At 38.0% G+C, this 16,977-nt stretch carries 12 protein-coding genes; 4 read left to right on the forward strand and 8 right to left on the reverse strand.

Annotated elements, in window-relative coordinates; translation table 11 throughout:
- Positions 1-155 precede the first annotated feature (155 nt).
- Positions 156-1,967 carry an oligoendopeptidase F gene (gene pepF, locus IGL24_RS13220; RefSeq protein ID WP_206854925.1) on the reverse strand — a complete coding sequence of 604 codons (1,812 nt, stop codon included), beginning with the start codon at positions 1,965-1,967 and terminating at the stop codon, positions 156-158.
- A gap of 125 nt (positions 1,968-2,092) precedes the next feature.
- The gene (locus IGL24_RS13225) at positions 2,093-3,088 is read right to left on the reverse strand and encodes a competence protein CoiA (protein ID WP_207115221.1); all 996 of its coding nucleotides are present in this window, start codon (positions 3,086-3,088) and stop codon (positions 2,093-2,095) included.
- 184 nt (positions 3,089-3,272) lie between these two features.
- Here IGL24_RS13225 and IGL24_RS13230 point away from each other — a divergent pair, with 184 nt between their 5' ends.
- On the forward strand, positions 3,273-4,439 hold the full coding sequence (locus tag IGL24_RS13230; RefSeq protein WP_207699805.1) for an SAM-dependent methyltransferase: 1,167 nt from the start codon (positions 3,273-3,275) through the stop codon (positions 4,437-4,439).
- A gap of 222 nt (positions 4,440-4,661) precedes the next feature.
- Here IGL24_RS13230 and IGL24_RS13235 read toward each other — a convergent pair whose 3' ends face one another.
- Both IGL24_RS13235 and spxA read right to left on the reverse strand, forming a co-directional pair.
- A complete protein-coding gene (locus IGL24_RS13235; RefSeq protein ID WP_206854932.1) occupies positions 4,662-5,312 on the reverse strand; it encodes an adaptor protein MecA in 651 nt (216 codons plus the stop codon).
- A gap of 162 nt (positions 5,313-5,474) precedes the next feature.
- Positions 5,475-5,873, reverse strand: coding sequence for a transcriptional regulator SpxA (gene spxA / locus IGL24_RS13240; protein WP_019723016.1), 399 nt, complete (start codon positions 5,871-5,873; stop codon positions 5,475-5,477).
- A gap of 752 nt (positions 5,874-6,625) precedes the next feature.
- On the opposite strand from spxA, the gene IGL24_RS13245 reads away from it, so the two are divergent.
- Entirely contained in the window at positions 6,626-7,348 is a 723-nt protein-coding gene (locus IGL24_RS13245) for an HAD family hydrolase (protein ID WP_206854934.1), read from the forward strand.
- A gap of 128 nt (positions 7,349-7,476) precedes the next feature.
- Here the strand turns inward: IGL24_RS13245 and IGL24_RS13250 are convergent, their stop codons facing one another.
- The 4 genes from IGL24_RS13250 to IGL24_RS13265 all read right to left on the reverse strand — a co-directional run bounded on the left by IGL24_RS13250 (position 7,477) and on the right by IGL24_RS13265 (position 15,739).
- A complete protein-coding gene (locus IGL24_RS13250; RefSeq protein WP_207699922.1) occupies positions 7,477-10,671 on the reverse strand; it encodes a DEAD/DEAH box helicase in 3,195 nt (1,064 codons plus the stop codon).
- Between the two features lie 19 nt (positions 10,672-10,690).
- Positions 10,691-13,822: an AAA family ATPase gene (locus tag IGL24_RS13255; protein WP_207699921.1), complete on the reverse strand. Its 3,132-nt coding sequence runs from the start codon at positions 13,820-13,822 to the stop codon at positions 10,691-10,693.
- Between the two features lie 6 nt (positions 13,823-13,828).
- Positions 13,829-14,947 (reverse strand): exonuclease SbcCD subunit D, encoded by a 1,119-nt coding sequence (locus IGL24_RS13260; protein ID WP_207699920.1) that lies wholly within the window; start codon positions 14,945-14,947, stop codon positions 13,829-13,831.
- Between the two features lie 156 nt (positions 14,948-15,103).
- Positions 15,104-15,739, reverse strand: a complete 636-nt coding sequence (locus IGL24_RS13265) for a lysophospholipid acyltransferase family protein (protein ID WP_206854941.1) — start codon at positions 15,737-15,739, stop codon at positions 15,104-15,106.
- A 131-nt stretch (positions 15,740-15,870) separates the two neighbouring features.
- Between IGL24_RS13265 and IGL24_RS13270 the strand changes: the two genes are divergently transcribed.
- Both IGL24_RS13270 and IGL24_RS13275 read left to right on the forward strand, forming a co-directional pair.
- The gene (locus IGL24_RS13270; RefSeq protein WP_207699919.1) at positions 15,871-16,605 is read left to right on the forward strand and encodes a tRNA1(Val) (adenine(37)-N6)-methyltransferase; all 735 of its coding nucleotides are present in this window, start codon (positions 15,871-15,873) and stop codon (positions 16,603-16,605) included.
- Positions 16,595-16,882 carry a GIY-YIG nuclease family protein gene (locus IGL24_RS13275; protein ID WP_207115424.1) on the forward strand — a complete coding sequence of 96 codons (288 nt, stop codon included), beginning with the start codon at positions 16,595-16,597 and terminating at the stop codon, positions 16,880-16,882. Before IGL24_RS13270 ends, IGL24_RS13275 begins: the two co-directional genes overlap by 11 nt.
- Positions 16,883-16,977: the final 95 nt, after the last annotated feature.

Genomic DNA, 16,977 nt, shown 5'->3' on the forward strand with positions numbered 1-16,977 from the left:
AAATCCAAACCTTAATTTTTAGATTTTCATGTTATTTTTAATGATGCAAAAACGGAAAAGCCTGCGAGTTCCTCACTCCATACTTTTCCGTTTTTTGCTAAGATTAAAAAGAATGATTAATGATCAAATCAACAAAATCCCTCAGCTCAAGCTTTTTATAGCTTTTCCACTAATGCTTCTAATTCATTCAATCGTTGTTCAAACATAGCCATCGCATCTTCAATGTAAGCAGCTTCTGTCATATCGACACCCGCTTTTTTCATTACTTCTACTGGATAATCGCTATTTCCTGATTTTAGATAAGTTAGGTAAGCATCTAACGCACCTGGTTCTTTATCCCAGATTTTTTTCGCTAAAGCAGATGCCGCAGAGAAACCAGTTGAGTATTGATAGACATAATAATTATAGTAAAAATGAGGGATACGTGCCCACTCATATTTGATCTCCGGATCTTTCTCAACAGCTGGACCATAATATTTGGCATTTAATTCGCCATAGCTTTCACTTAGATATTCACTAGTCAAAGGTGTTCCTTTTGCATCTTCTTGATGCATGAAATGTTCAAACTCAGCAAATTGTGTTTGACGGAAAATCGTGCCTTTGAAGCCATCTAAATAATGATTCAACACATAGGCGCGGACACGAGGATCTTCTTCGGTTGCTAATAAATGTTCAGTCAAAATATTTTCATTTGTAGTTGAGGCAATCTCTGCTAAAAAGATTGAGTAATCACCGTAGACGAAAGGTTGATTCGAACGTGTGAAATAGCTGTGAACACTATGTCCCATCTCATGGACCAACGTGAATAATTGATCCAACGTGTCATGCCAGTTCATCAAGATGTATGGATTTGTATCATAGCTGCCAGAAGAATAAGCGCCACTGCGTTTTCCTTTATTTTCAACCACATCGATCCAACGGCTTGAAAAAGCTTCTTTGACAACCGCAAGATATTCTTCGCCCATTGGTGCAAGTGATTCAATCGCTTTTTCCACTGCTTCTTCATACGTGAATTTGATTGGCGCTTCACCTAATACTGGGGTATATAGATCGTACATGTGTAATGTATCTACGTCCAATAAACGTTTACGTAATTCCATATAACGATGCAATAGTGGCAAATGTTTGTTTACAACAGTCACCAATGTGTCATACACACTTTCAGGGATATGGTTATTACTCAATGATGCTTCTCTTGCAGAAGTGTAGTTACGTGCTTTTGCTTTGAAATTATGCCCTTTGATATGTGTGCCAAGCGTAGAAGCAAAGGTATTTCTAAATTGCTCATATACGCTGTATAGACCTTTAAATGCCGCTTCACGTACTTCACGATCGGTACTCTCTAATAGTTGACCATATACACCATGTGATAGCTGGATTTTTTCACCATTTTCACCAGTGATCGTTGGGAACTCTAAGTCAGCATTATTCAATACTGCAAACGTACTACTTGAGGCGCCAAAAATTTCTCCAGCTCCAGCAAGTAACGCTTCTTGGTCCGCTGATAAGACGTGTTTGCGGTTATCGACCATTTGTTTGACGTAATGACGATAAACCTCTAATTTTGGCTCTTCTTCAAAATAGCGCCAAATTTGCTCGTCAGAAAGTTGTAGTACTTCTGGCTCATACCAAGCAATCGCTTCACTGACTTTTGAAAGTAAGCTTCCTGCGCGTGCGTATAGTGCTTGATACGTTGTGTTTGTCGTATCTTGGTCATTTTTCAAATGGGAATAGACATAAATAAGCTCAACTTTACGATACATCGCTAAGACAAATTCAAGCGCATCCAAAAATGCTGTTGCGCCATTACCCAATGTACCTTTGTAATGCTCAGAATTTTTTAATTCTTCAGTCAATTCTTGGTATTTTTTATCAAATTCTTGATCACTTGAGAAGATCGGTGTTAGATCCCACGTCAATTTCTCAGGCAAATCTTCTCTTTTTGGTAACTTTGTTGTTTCGCTCATCTGTTCCACTCCTTTTGATCATCTTTGTAACCAGACTTATTTTCCTAGAAAATATCAGTTACTTTTTTATTTACTCTCTTGAGTTTATCATAACTCCTTAATGTTTTGTATAGAGAATTCTTCTCCTATTTTTCTACCAATCGTTTACATTCCTCATAAAATAAACGATAAATGTTTTCTTCCTCGATCAAAGGAAATAACCACTCGCTTTTATACTCCTTGATTTTTTGATACCACGTATTGAAATAACTTGTTGTTAAATCAGTCTTTTTACTTATAACCTGTGAAAACAACAGCCGATAAAAGAAGACTTGTTCAGTAAAAAAGAAAAAGAAGTCACTTTCTTTGTAGATCCATGATTCAAGATAAAGCAGGTGCTTCTTTCTTAGGTAACACTGTTCTTGCACTGCTAATACTCTTTTGTTTTTGCGAAGAATTTGTTTTGCTAACCAGTCTTTTGTTTTCACTGAATGTGCGTTTGTTGCTTTTCGCAAGGATTCACTTCCTCGTTCTAACACCGTTAATAGATCCTTCTCAAAAAAGGCCCAAGAAAACTGTTCAAATCTGATCTTTCCCGATAAACCTGTAATGATCTGACTATATAAATAAATCATCTGTGTGGACCAATCGATTTGCCAAAAATGAAGACCTCGTAAATGGTCGTAGTAACAGAACTTTTTTTCTGGAATCAACCGATCTTTCTTTTTGAAAAACTTCATTCCTAACAGCCACCAGACAATATAACCATTTGCTTGATAGTTGGTTGTCCGTTCGATCATTCGAGTATAGGATAGTTGCGAACATTGAATCTCAAACACATGATGTCCAGCTATAATGTCAGGTCGTTGTGCCAATGGTGATAAATAACCTTCCATCTCTACTCTTGGATAGCTTTTTTTTAACCAGCCAAAACATTGTTTTTTCAGATAAAGATGTTCTTCAGATTCTGCCTCACTGAACACTTGGCAGTTCGTTGGATCATGATGAGAAAAATGGGCGATTCTTTTCTTTCCTCTTTTTAAAAAGACTTGATTCCCACAACTTGGACAATAGTACTTGCGCTCTTTTCTCGCCTCAGTTGCTAAAAAAACAGAACCTTCTTTGTCTTTTGCAAGCAGCATCTACTCACTCCCTTTCACTGGGTAAATACGCAAGCCATTAAAATCATACTCATACTAGTAAGCAATTTTAGAAATGGTTCATAAAATCATTTGACCTTAGAGCCACTCTACCCTCTAAACTATAAAAAGTAGTCTTCTAAATAAAATTAGTTGTATACATTAATAGAGCGAGGGAGAAAATTATATGTTAGATAAACAGATATATAGAAAATTATTTTCGGAATCTTTTTCAATCCCTATAGAAGTAACCTATTGGGATGGCAGTAATGAGAGATACGGATCACCAACGACAGATTTAGCAGCATCAATTACTTTTAATGAAGAAATAGCTATCAAAGAAGTGATCAACAATGCATCGATTACTTTTGGAGAAGCATACATGAATAAGAAAATTGAAATAAATGGGAACATCCAAAAAATTATTGCTGATGCTTATCTTCAACAAAATAGCTTCTTGCGATCACGTAAATATATGAAATTCCTACCTAAATTAGCTAGACACACCAAAACACAGAATAAAAAGGATGTTGAACATCACTATGATTTAGGAAATGATTTTTATCGCTTATGGCTAGATCCCACATTGACTTATTCATGTGCATACTTCAAAAATCCTGAAGACTCACTAGAAACTGCTCAATTAAATAAAATTGGACGTATCTTAGATAAATTATTTATAAAAAAAGGGGATACCTTACTTGATATAGGATGTGGTTGGGGAACATTGATTCTTAAAGCAGCGAAGGAATACCATGTGAAATCAACTGGGGTTACATTGAGTAGCGAACAATATCACTATATTAAACAAAGGATAAAAGAAGAAAAATTAGAAGATAAATGTGAAGTGATTTTAGCAGATTATCGTGAACTAAAAGGGAAAAAATTTGATCATATAACAAGTGTCGGAATGATTGAACATGTTGGTCAAGACGGGTTGAATGAATACTTTATGAGTATTGATCAATTACTAGCAGAAAAGGGAACAGCACTTATCCATGGCATCAGCAGGCAACAAGGTGGAGCAACGAATGCTTGGTTGAACAAATACATCTTCCCAGGGGGATATGTTCCTGGGGTCGTAGAATTGGTTGATACAATCACTACAAATAATCTTCATGTTATTGATCTCGAAAGCTTGAGAAGAGACTATCAATTGACATTAGAACATTGGATAAGTAATTTCCATGAAGCCAAAAAAGAAGTGATTTCTATGAAGGGAGACACTTTCTATCGGATGTGGGATCTATATCTACAAGCCAGTGCAGCCGGGTTTCAATCAAGTAATATTGATGTAGTACAATATTTAATCGTAAAACCTGCTAATAACGAGATTCCCATGCGTCGTATATAGTTAATGGTACGTGTCTATTTACTTTGATCTCCTTTATAACATAGAAAATCCGGAAGAAAAATGAAACAACTTTTCTTCCGGATCTTTTTCGATTAAACACTTCAGTCATTATTGATAACGAATTATTTGGTCAAGCAGAGACTCTTTATGGTTTTTGTCTCAGTCTCCACGATAAAGCCTACCTAGCAGTTCCAACTGTCGCTATGGTAACTTATCTTTGCTTTATTCAAAATAAAATTTCACACGTTCCAAAGCATTTCGTTCCATCAATTGTTGCCCATATTCATTCAATGCTTCAGCGGTTCGTGTACTTTTTTCGGCGAATTCTAAAATACGTGCAAATTGATTTTCAACGTCCGTTTGGTTTAGATTCTCCATCCAGAAGTGAACGACTAAATAATAGCGTCCATCTAATTGGTATAGATCTGTCCAAGCTGATTCTAACTGAACGTCATTCGCAAGCTGGATCACTTGTTCAAAGTCACTGAACACAAAGATTGCTCGTTGCTCACTTGCAGTAGTAGATTCTGTTAAGTCGCTTTCCTCTTCATTCGCAAGCATTTGCCCTTGAAGAAACTCACTAACATCTGCGCTATTCAATGTCGATTCATTGTTTTGGCCCAGCTCTTCGTCTGGCATATTCTTACTGATAAACAGTTCTAGGCCATCTCCTTTTGGCAAAACTTGGAAAGTGACAGCTTCGCTACTTTGGAACTCCTCTTCAATATCCACTTCTTCTAAGATACTATAAAAAAAGTTTTCTATTTCTCTGTGGTTACCTAATAAATCTAAAAATGAGACACCTCGTTCTTCTAGGTCCTCATGACCGATCATCACACGAATCGTATTCTCATTGATATGTTCCATTTCCATTTGCTACACCTCACTTTTTCCCAACTATCCATATAGATTAATTGTAGCGAAATAAGAATAAATGTAAAGAAAAAATAATTAAGTCCTCAAAAAACACAATCTATTTTTAATAAAAAAAAACTTAGGAAGACTTCTTATCTTCCTAAGCTTGATCTGTGTTTTCTATAAGCCAGCCATTAGCTGGGCTTGACGTAATTCTAACTGACGAACATCTCGTGGTAAGAAACGACGAATTTCATCCTCATTAAAACCAACTTGTAGACGTTTGTTGTCGATCATGATTGGTCTACGTAACAATCCTGGGTTGTTTTGTACAAGTTCTAAAAGTTCTTGTAATGGTAACTCATCAAGATCCATGTTTAATTTTTGAAAAACTTTCGAACGTGTAGAAATAATTTCTTCTGTTCCGTCTTCCGTCATTTGTAAGATCGCTTTTAACTCAGAGCTATTAAGTGGTTCTGAAAAAATATTTCGCTCTACAAATGGAATCTGATGCTCTTGCAACCACGCACGAGCCTTTCTGCAGGAAGTACAACTTGGGGAAGTATATAGTGTTAACAACGTGCATCACTCCTTTTTGTGATTATAGCCACATTTTTGTAACAGAGGATCATGAAATTCCTCTATCTGTCCCTATTATACCTAATCAACATTTAAATAGCTAGCTTTTTTTAAAATTATTTTTTAAAAAAATGAAAGTTATCTAAGATAGATATACAGTTAAACCAAGGTTTCTCCTTTATTCGCAGTTAAAAAATTAGAGTTTTCAAATACTTTCACAATGTTAAATATATATATAACAGCATATAAATCTGTACCAATCTTTTTTAAATCTCAAAAAATGAGAACGTTTTTTCTACATTAAATGTTTTTTATTTATTTTAATAACAAACAATTTAAAAAACTCAGAAAATATTGAAATTAAAAAAAAGCTTATTTTAACGCTACAACAAAATCGTATGTACACAATCATTCGATCAAAAAGTCAAAAATCACTCGTTATCTTACGCGTTAACGTTATTTTATATTTTACTAATTTTATTTTTTCTGTATTAAAAAAACAAGTTATCTTTTGTTTTATTTATTTTTATAATTATAATCCATTTGATAAAGACGAAATGGATTTGTTGATTTCTTTATAATAAAATTAATTATTTTTAGTTAAAAAAACTAAAAACGATAAACCTTACTCTGTCAAGCAATTAGAAATATAGTAAGAAAAACCTTTAAATTTCAACGTTTTTACCGCCTTTTTTTTGATACAATAAGCGAGGATTTGTGAAAAGATAGAATATTGAAAGGCGTGTAATAATTTGATTAAATCAGTTGTATTTGATGTTGACGATACAATGTATGATCAGCAACAACCATTTAAAAATTCAGTCAAAAACGTAATACCACAAGTAACAGATGAAGATATGCATGACTTATATATCCGTTTCCGTCATCATAGTGACGAGAATTTCCCGAAAGTCATGGCTGGAGAATGGACACTTGATTATATGCGTGCACACCGGATCAGCCAATCATTGATCGATTTAGGTTATTCACCTATCCCAGATGACAAATGCCTCTTTTTCCAAGAAGTGTACGAAGAGGAGTTGGCGAATATCTGCCTTCACCCTGAAGTGAAAAAAACACTTGATTATCTTAAAGAAAATAATGTTCCATTAGGGATCATCACGAACGGCCCAACGGACCACCAAACCAAAAAATTAAATCAACTTCAATTAACAAATTGGATTCCTGCTGATTGCATGTTAGTTTCACAAGCAACTGGCTTTCAAAAACCAGAGAAAGAGATTTTCCAATTAGCGGAAAAAACGTTCAATATGTCACCAGATGAAACACTATACGTCGGTGATAATTACGAAAACGACGTGTTAGGCGCGAAGAGTGCCAATTGGCAGACCTTGTGGTTCAATCACCGGAAACGTTCAATCAATGAATGTCCAGTGTGTGATAGCGAGATCAATGAGTTCGATCAGTTGCTACCAGCTATCAAAGTCGCTTTAGGCGAAGCTCAGCTTGTCTGATCACAAAAGGATTCAACCCTTGAAACAATCATAAAACCAAGGGAGCAAGCTTCGCAGGTTTGCGAAGCTAACTCCCTTGGTTTATTTACAATCTATACTAATAATTAAGCAATAACTATCTTTGGCTTTTATTCGTCCGTTTCACCAATACTTAGAATCAAACGGATATCCTCTTCTGTCAGCTTCGTCAATTGTTCTTCATTTCCTTGGATCACTTTTTGGAATAATTCCCGTTTTTCTTGCTGTAAAGAATCCATCCGTTCCTCAATGGTCCCTTCGGCAATCATTCGCCAGACCTCAACGACATTTTTTTGCCCAATACGATGCGCTCTTCCCGCAGCTTGTTCTTCGATTGCTGGATTCCACCATAGATCATAAAGGATGACTGTATCTGCTCCCGTTAGATTCAATCCAGTGCCTCCGGCTTTGAGTGAAATCAGAAAGACGTCTTTTTCACCTGCATTAAAAGCATCGACCATCGTTAAACGGTCTTGTGCTTTTGTACTTCCTCGTAAATAGAATGTACTCAAACCTAAATCGGCTAATTCCTGTTGCAGTATCGTCAGCATCCCTGTAAATTGTGAGAACAAAAGGACACGACGGTTATTTTCTTTTGCCGCTAATAACAAATCTTTCACTTGTTCTAACTTACCTGATCCCCCTTGGTAGTCTTCGACAAATAAACGAGGGTCACAACAAATTTGACGTAACCGTGTCAATCCTGCTAAAATACCGATCCGATTCTTTTTGAATGACTCTGAATCCATCGCTGATACTTCTTCACGCATTTGTCTTAAATACGCAAGATACACTGTTTTTTGTTCTTCTGTTAATGCAGAATAAAGATTCATCTCTGTTTTTTCTGGCAAATCTTTGAGAACGGTTTGTTTATCTCTTCTTAAAACAAATGGACGGATCATTTGTGCGATTTCATCTGTCGTCAACTCTCTAAATCGTGTCCGATTCGGAAAGAATCCTGGCATGATCGTAGCAAATAACGACCATAACTCTTCAAGACTATTTTCAATCGGTGTACCGCTCAAAGCAAATCGCTGAGGGATATGCAATTCTCTTAAAGCTTGGGCAGTCTTTGTACTGCTGTTTTTCACCATCTGCGCTTCATCCAACACTAAATAATTGATGGTCGATGCTTGATATTCAGCAAGATCTTGGCGTAAGCTCGCATAAGAAGTCACACGAATATCTACTTTTTCAGCTAACAAAGCTTCTCGTTCTTTCTTATTCCCATTGATCACTTGGACACTCAAGGTCGGAGCAAACTTCTTCACTTCCGCTTGCCAGTTATAGATTAAACTCGCCGGTGCGACGATCAAAGCAGCCAGTGAACCTTTTTCTTCCTTCTCTGAAAGTAGAAAAGCAATTGTCTGTAAAGTTTTCCCTAGACCCATTTCATCGGCTAAAATACCACCAAATTGATAATGCCCTAACATTTTCAACCATTGAAACCCTTGTTTTTGATAATCTCTAAGCTCTGCTTGCAAATTTTTCGGCAAAGCGGCTTCGTAATTCGTAGGATCGATCAAGTCACGGGTCATTTGTTGGAAAGAGTCACCAAAGCTGGCATTACTCCCAGAAAATTGTTCTTTGATCAGCAATCCTTGATTTTTAGGTACTTGGATGATGCCATCTTCTGAACGGATCGTTTCTCTAAACTGTTGCAATATTTTGCTCGTTTGTTGGAACTCTTCTGAATCAAACGATAGCACTTGCCCACTTTCTAACGTGTAAAACGCATCATTTCGTAGCAAGCTCTGCAAGACACTGTCGATTTCATGCTCATTGATACCCGTCACATCAAAGCGGATATCTAGCCAGGAGCCTGTTTCTTCTACTTCGATCTGTGGTTGATGTTTTTGCGCATCTAGATATAATTCGCGTAATTTTTTACCTATACGCACTTCGCCAAATTGACGAAAAACAGCTAGTTCTGTTCGGAAAAACAAATACAATGCTTCGCCTTCGGGTAATGGACGTTCATACCCGGTTTGATTTTTCCGATAACGATACATGCGGAACAAATCAAGGACGCGCTGTTCTTGCGCTGTGTCTCTTAATATCTCGGTGGTTTGCTTAGCGTGTGTTTCATGGCGTTCATCCGTCGAAAACACAACGTCACCATATACAAAGTCGATTCTTGCTTGGATCTTTCCTTTCATTTTTTTGAAAACAAAGACAAACTCCACAGGGATATCAGCGATTTCGGCTGTCACTTCTTCTGCGATGTCAACTGTCCCTATTTGATTTAACAGCGGTAAAATTTCTTTGAATAAAGAAGACAGTTCTTTTTTTCGAAAGGCAACTTCTGGCTCTTCAAATCGTTTCATCAGCTGTTTCCAAGTTAAGTAGACTGCCTGTTGTTGTTTCGTCAAATGGTAAAAGGTCCCTTGCCTGATTCCCCACTGATAGTGAGACAAGAACAAATCAAAATCACTCACAGCAGTCAATTGATACTGCGTGTCAATTTTTTTGACTTGAAAACTTAGCGGTTTAGTCTCTTCAGAAAATTGGATGCCATGGTAATTTTGATCATTGATCTGTAATTGCAACCGTGTGGATTGATTCATTCGCTCTAACAAAGATTTCGATTGATCGATTGGCAAAAGCAAGTAACGTTTGTCCAATTTTCCTTTTACCAAGACTCCATTTGCCCCTAATAATGTTTGCGTTTGGGCAATCCCCGCCAGTAGATCCATTAGTCGTTGATCTTCTTGTTGGAAGACGCGACGTTCTAAACGAAATTGGTATTGCTTATTGACGGTATAGGTATCCCCTTCTGCATAAGCCTGTAGAAACTCATAAATATTTTTTACGATATATGTTTTCTTCGGCGTTTCTAAAAAGCCGATACGTAGATACACCGCTAAAATCGAAAGTTCTGGATGGTATTGATTGGTTTCGATCTGCTCGACATGATAATCGATCACTAAAGGTTGCAAAGCTTTCGTAGAACTTTTCCCTTTTAGTCGGGCAAATCCTTTTGTCAATAATTCTCCTTCACTCGTTTTCTTCGTCGGTTCGATCATTTTTTGATCTTTCTGCATGATGCGAGACAGTTGTTTTGATCGTAAATACAACTCTACTGCAACAGTGTGCTTGCAATAATGATGCTCTTCCCAGTAAGGGCATTGACAGTAGTCGATTTCTTTTGCCGTGCCATCTAAATCGACTAAATACAGCTCACTACCTAAAACCTCTGCATGCCACACATATTCTTCTGGATCTGGGACAACCGATAACACACGGTCTTCTTGCAAATATTGACGCCCTCTTGCAATGACTTTTTCCGGAATACTCCATTTCATTTGTTATCAATCTCCCTTCTTAACCAAAATGATAGCGTATCTCGCTTTGTCCACTACCTTTTGTATCAATTCGTATTTGTTGTAAGACTCTTTCTTTCAACTCACGTACATGGCTGATGATCCCAATCATCCTGCCTTCACTTTCAACTGTTTCTAATGCTTCCATGGCCATTTCTAACGCTTCTTCATCGAGAGAACCAAAACCTTCATCAATAAACAAGGCTTCGATCGTGATACCACCGGCCTGTGCTTGGATGACTTCTGCTAAAGCTAAGGCTAAAGACAACGCTGCAATGAAACTTTCGCCACCAGATAATGTATGCGATCCTCGAGTCGTTCCTGCTTCATCATCGTACACATTGATCTCTAAACCAGTCTTACCACGATAACTACCTACTTCTTCATCTAGCTCAAACTGATAACGGCTTTTTGTCAATCGCATCAGATGTTCATTTGCTACTTGTAACACTTCTTGTAAGTAAACTTGTAAGACATAGCGTTCAATACTCGTTTTTTTAGGATTTTCCCCATTCATCGTCTGTGATAATTGTTGCAACTCAACCAACTCATCTAATTGTTCCTGACTATTTTGATAAGATGTCGTATATTCTACCATCACTCTTTGATTATTCCGATGTTCTTGTTGTAAGTGATAAATCAGTTGTTGCTGTTCTTCAATCGCTTGTTTGATTTTTTCGATTTTTTCACTCAAAACAGTTAGATCTTGGGCATTTTCATCGAAGGTCACATGTTTCAATTGTTCCAAACGAGTAGAAAGCACTAATTGCTTTGTTTGATACTCCTTGATCATTGTTTTCGCATGTTCGTAAGTAGCTGTATCTTGTAACAATGCGGCTACTGCTTCTTGTGAAGAAAAATCACTATGTTGTTCCAAGAAACCAGTGATTTTGCGTTGTTCTTTTTCAACTTGAGCAGTTGTCTTTGCAATTTGTTCGGTCAACGTGTCGATTTTAGTTGTCAAAATCGCTGATTCTTGTTGGAGTTTCTCCCCTTGTGTGAGCTGAGCTTCCAAGTCTTTCTTATTTACGACTACCTGTTCAACTAATTGATCCGCTTCTTTTGCTAAAGTATCGATATTCTCTGTCCCTAATTGTTGACTCAATCCTGCAAGTTCACCTTGGATTCGTTGGATTTTTTCATTATGGCGAGTTTGTTGGGCTTTCACTTGCTCGCTTTTTTCCTGATTGCTTGCGAGCTCTTCCACGATCGTCACTTGCGCTTCTTCTGCTTCTTTGATTTTCTGTAAACGATCCTTGAGATTTTTTTCGATTTCTGCAAACGCATGAACAATATCCTCTTTTGCATCAATTTGAAAGATTGCTTTTAATTCTGTACTTAAATAAACGGCTTGTTGCTCCAACTGTTGACTCGTTTCCAATTGTTGCTGCTTCAAACGAGCAAGCTGTTGCTTCATTTCTTCGATTTCCGCTTCTTTTCGACCAATTTCTTGGTGCGTTTTTTCAATCGCTTTTTCTGCTCGCGTCATATTTTCTTCAAGCACAGCGATGTTTTCTTCAACGGAATCATGATGATCCGGTGTCAAAGGATGCTCTGTAGCACCACAAACCGGACATGGTTCACCAGGCACTAGCAATGTTTGTAAATAAGCAATTTGGGACTTTGCCCAATCACTTTTACATTGCTTGAATTCTTGTGTCTGTTGCTCTAATAATTTTTGACTTGCTAATAATTGCTCTGTAGCTTGTTCCAATTGTTGATGATTTTGTCCTAGCTCTTTCTCGAGTTGTTCGAGACGTTGCTGTTGTTCACAGTACCGCTCCTCTTCTAAACGTAAACGTTCATAGGCTAACTGTTCTTCTTGTAATTTCCCTTGGGTAGCTAAGATTGTCTGACTCTCTTGCTGTTTTTCTTGGAGGATCAATTGCTCTGTTGCTAACTGTTGGGTTTGTTGCTGTAAGTCACTAAACGCTTTTTCTAATTCCGAAAGCGCCGATTGTTTTTCTCTAAAAGCATCGGCAACTGGGATCAATCGTTGTTTATCTTGGAGCGCTTGGCTCATTTTCGCTATTTTTTGTTCGAGATTTTCTCGTGTCTCTTGCTGTTCCTGCCAGTTCTGTAAAGCACTTGCCACTTCATTGAAACGTGTCGTCAGTTGTTGCTTTTCCTCATTTTGTTCCGCAAGTGATCCTTGGTACTCTTCGCTACGTTCAAGTGGCATCCGCAATTCTTGAGCAAGTTCATAACGCGTCAGCCATCTTTGTTTCTCCTCGATCATTAGCTGTTGTTCATTGAGTTCTTGCTGTTCTCCTAACAGTTTTTGCTTTTCTTCATACGCAGATTGTTGATTTTTCCCATGGTAATAATCTGTTTCGCTGATTTTTTGTTCTTCTTTCAGTTGCTCGAGCACTTCTTGCTCTGTGGCAATCTTTGTTGCAATTTGGGCTTGTTGCTCTTCCCACTCATTGATGACTGTTTCAAAAGAGTGTAAGCCAGCCTCTTGCTGCTCATCATGGGAACTAAATTGCCTTTGCAATAAGACTAATTCTTGTTCCAAATGATCCAGTTCTTTTTGCTTGTTCTTGGCCTTTTCTTTCAATTGTTCGTTGAATCGTTGAAAAAATTGTGTGCCAAACAAGTTCCGTAAAACTGTTTCTTTTTCACTACTAGAGGAAATCAAGAAATTTCGGAATTCTCCTTGCGGCAATAAAACGATTTGTGCAAACTGTTTCGCATCTAAGTGCAATAATTCTTTAATTTCTTGATCCACTTCGCTGCGTTTTGTTAGTTGTCGGATCTCTTTTCCTTTTTCATCAAAAATCGTCAAACTAACTTTTGCTGCCTGTTTTCTCATTCCCTCGCCTTTGCGTTTCGCTAACAGCTGTTCTGGCTTACGCTCGATTTCATAACGTAACTGTTGATGTTCAAACGAAAAAAGGACGATCGTTTCATCTTCTGGTGTCGCAAACAACGACCGCATCTCTTTACCTGAACGCAATCTTCCCGATGTTTCCCCAAAAAGCGCATAAGTCATGCCATCAAAAATCGTTGTTTTCCCTGCTCCGGTTTTTCCTGTGATCAAAAACAAGGAAGCTTGGGTCAATTTTGAGAAATCAATCGTTTCATTGATAAAAGGGCCAAAATTTTTCAATCGTAACGTCTGTGGTTTCATGCTTGATCATTCCGTTTCTGTGAGTTCTTGCAACGTTTCTTCTAACCAACTCATCTGTTGTTCTGTCATCGGCTCGTCGACCATTTCGGCGAAGAACGTTTCCGCGAGTTTTTTTGGCTGTTTGATTTCAAGTGTCTGTCGTTTGTTCGTGGAACGATGACGACCATTCACACGTTCGACACCCAGTATTCGTGGATAGATCGCTCGTAGTTGATTCATAATATTGGGAATAACTGCGCGGTCTTTTAAATAAATCTGCAAATAGTTTTCGCGGTTGATCGTATGGTAAAAAGTTGGGTCTAATAATTCTTTAAAACTGGCAGTCACTTCCGCAATATCATATAAAGGCGTGATTTCTTGAAAATCCAAAACCAATTCGTCAGTGAGATCAACAATCCAAACACCTTTTTTCTGATTGATCTCTGAAAGTGAGAATTTAAGTGGCGAACCACTATATCTGGCATTGGCTTGTTGCAAAGCTGCTTGATTGTGTAAATGTCCCAATGCGACATAATCAAAAGGAGCTAATAATCCACCTGGAATCGCATCTAAACCGCCCACCTCGATTTTTGTTTCTGAATCCGACTTCTTGCTGCCAGTTACAAAAAAGTGACTGACCAACACCTGTTTTTTCTCAGGGTCAAACGCACCTTGCATCCGCTCAATCACTTTTTCCATCGCTTGTTGGATCGTCCGGATCGTATCATCCTCAAAATAACTTCTAGCGGAGATTGGCTCAAAATAAGGCAATAAGAAAAATTGAGTATTTTGATATTCAATGGGTTCAAAAGCTTCAGCAAAACGTGTTTGTAAAAAAAATTTCGTTTGACTGAACCACTCTGTTCCAGCAGATAACCGCACGCTGCTGTCATGGTTTCCTGAGATGGCAAAAATCGGGAATTTCTCGTTCAAGTTCCAATCGATCATCAAACGATTGAAGATCTCTACTGCTTCTACAGCTGGAATACTTCGATCATATAGATCACCTGCAATGACGATCGCATCCACTTTTTCTCTTTTGGCAATCGCTAAAATCTCAGATAATGCGTGTTCTTGCTCTTTCAGTAAATCGTAGCCCTGCAATTTCTTTCCTATATGCCAATCTGCTGTATGTAAAAAACGCATCTCATCACCTCAAAAAAATATCCTTCTAACTATTATAACACTTCCCCCTAGGACATGACAGCTAGAATCATTTGGAAAAAGAGCATTTTATAACAAAAAAGCGATAAAGAAACGGTGTCTTAGACGCCCCGTTTCTCTTATCGCTTTCATCTTCATTTATTCTGATTCGTTCTTTTTAATGATTTCATATTTGAAATCAGGGTTTACTTCCTTGTCTAATTGATCAAACGCCGCTTGAGTACGTCGTTCGATTTCCGCCATCCCTTCCTTGTCAGTTTTTTTGATGTCTGACAAGTCGATCGGTTCACCAAAGCGAACAATCACACGTTTTCGCTTGAATAGATCACCCAATGTCAGTGGCCCTTGGTACACTGCGGGGACGATTTTTACTTTTGCCATTTTGGCAATCAACGCCATTCCGCCTTTTAATTCAGTCGCATGTCTTGTTCCACTTGGAAACATGATCAATCCCAGATCTGTGGACTTCAAAATCTTGACTGGCGTCTTGATCACACTTGGCCCAGGATTTTCTCTTTTAACTGGAAACGCATTTGAACGGGTCAAGATAAATCGCAGCACAGGATTTTTGAACAGTTCCTCTTTTGCCATAAAACTAAATGATTTAGGTGATGCAGCCACAGCCAGATACAATGGATCCCACCAAGTACGGTGTGGGGCAACGAGTATGTAGTTCTCGTCTTTAGGTAAGACTTCTTTATTCTCATAGCGGGCATTGCCGTTGATAACAGCTAAGATCACTTTAACGACCCCGCGCATAAATCGATAAAACATAACCTCTTCCTTTCTTTGGTTCTCGTTCCTATAGTATGCCTAAAAAAGACTGATTTGACAAGTTCTCTTGGTTCTTTTGATCAAAAATAGTATACTACATACGATTAGTTTTTTCATTTGGAGGGAATCAGATGCTTCACGAACATGAACGTATTGACCAATTATATGCAAAAGATATTAAGATTATTCAAAGTTCCCAAGTTTTTTCCTTTTCTATAGATGCCGTCTTACTTGCCAATTTTGCTCGTGTCCCAAAAACAGGACAAGTCGTTGACCTCTGTGCAGGAAATGGTGCAGTCGGACTATTTTTAAGCAAACAAACAAAAGCAAAGATCGATGCGATCGAACTACAGCCACGTTTAGCTGATATGGCGCGCCGCAGCATCTCACTGAACCACTTAGAACAACAAATGACCGTGCATACCATTGATTTAAAAGAGAGCTTATCAGTTGTGCGGCATAATTCTTGTGATTTAGTCGTTTGTAATCCCCCTTACTTCAAAGGGTTGCCTACTAACAAAAAAAATCCAAATGAACATTTAGCCATCGCCAGACATGAAATCCACACAACACTGGAAGAAGTGATCCAAATCTCCAGTAAACTATTAAAAACAAATGGTCGTTTTGCTCTCGTACATCGGCCAGATCGCTTCTTGGAGATTTTGGCACTTATCCAAACCTATCAGATTGCACCAAAACGCGTCCAATTCGTCTATCCTAAAGCAGGAAAAGAAGCCAATATTTTACTGATTGAAGGAATCAAACAAGGAAAAGCAGACGGTTTTAAAGTCGCTCCTCCCTTATTTACTTATGATGCGCAAGGTGAGTATACACCTGAACTCCGTGAGATGCTTTATGGAAAGTAACCATTACTTTTATGTGCTGCATTGCCAAGACAATACGTTCTATGGCGGATATACCACTGACTTAGCTCGCCGTTTACAAGAACATAATAAAGGCACAGGTGCTAAATACACACGTTTGCAAAAAAGACGTCCTGTAAAAATGATCCATGCGGAAGCATACGCCACAAGAAGTGAAGCCACAAAAGCCGAAGCAGCATTCAAGAAACAAACGCGACGTCAAAAAGAAAGCTATTTGAAGACCCATCCTTCCCTACCTTTGCCAGATCAAACATCGTAAAAGAAATTTTTAGAGAAAAAGAATGCCTCAACAAAAGATCGAAGAACGATTTTTCGTTGAGGCATTCTTTTTTTAGAGATTCATCTGACTGCTCA

This window comes from Enterococcus sp. DIV2371 (assembly GCF_050498525.1).
In the GTDB taxonomy this organism is placed as follows: Bacteria; Bacillota; Bacilli; order Lactobacillales; family Enterococcaceae; genus Enterococcus_B; species Enterococcus_B mangumiae.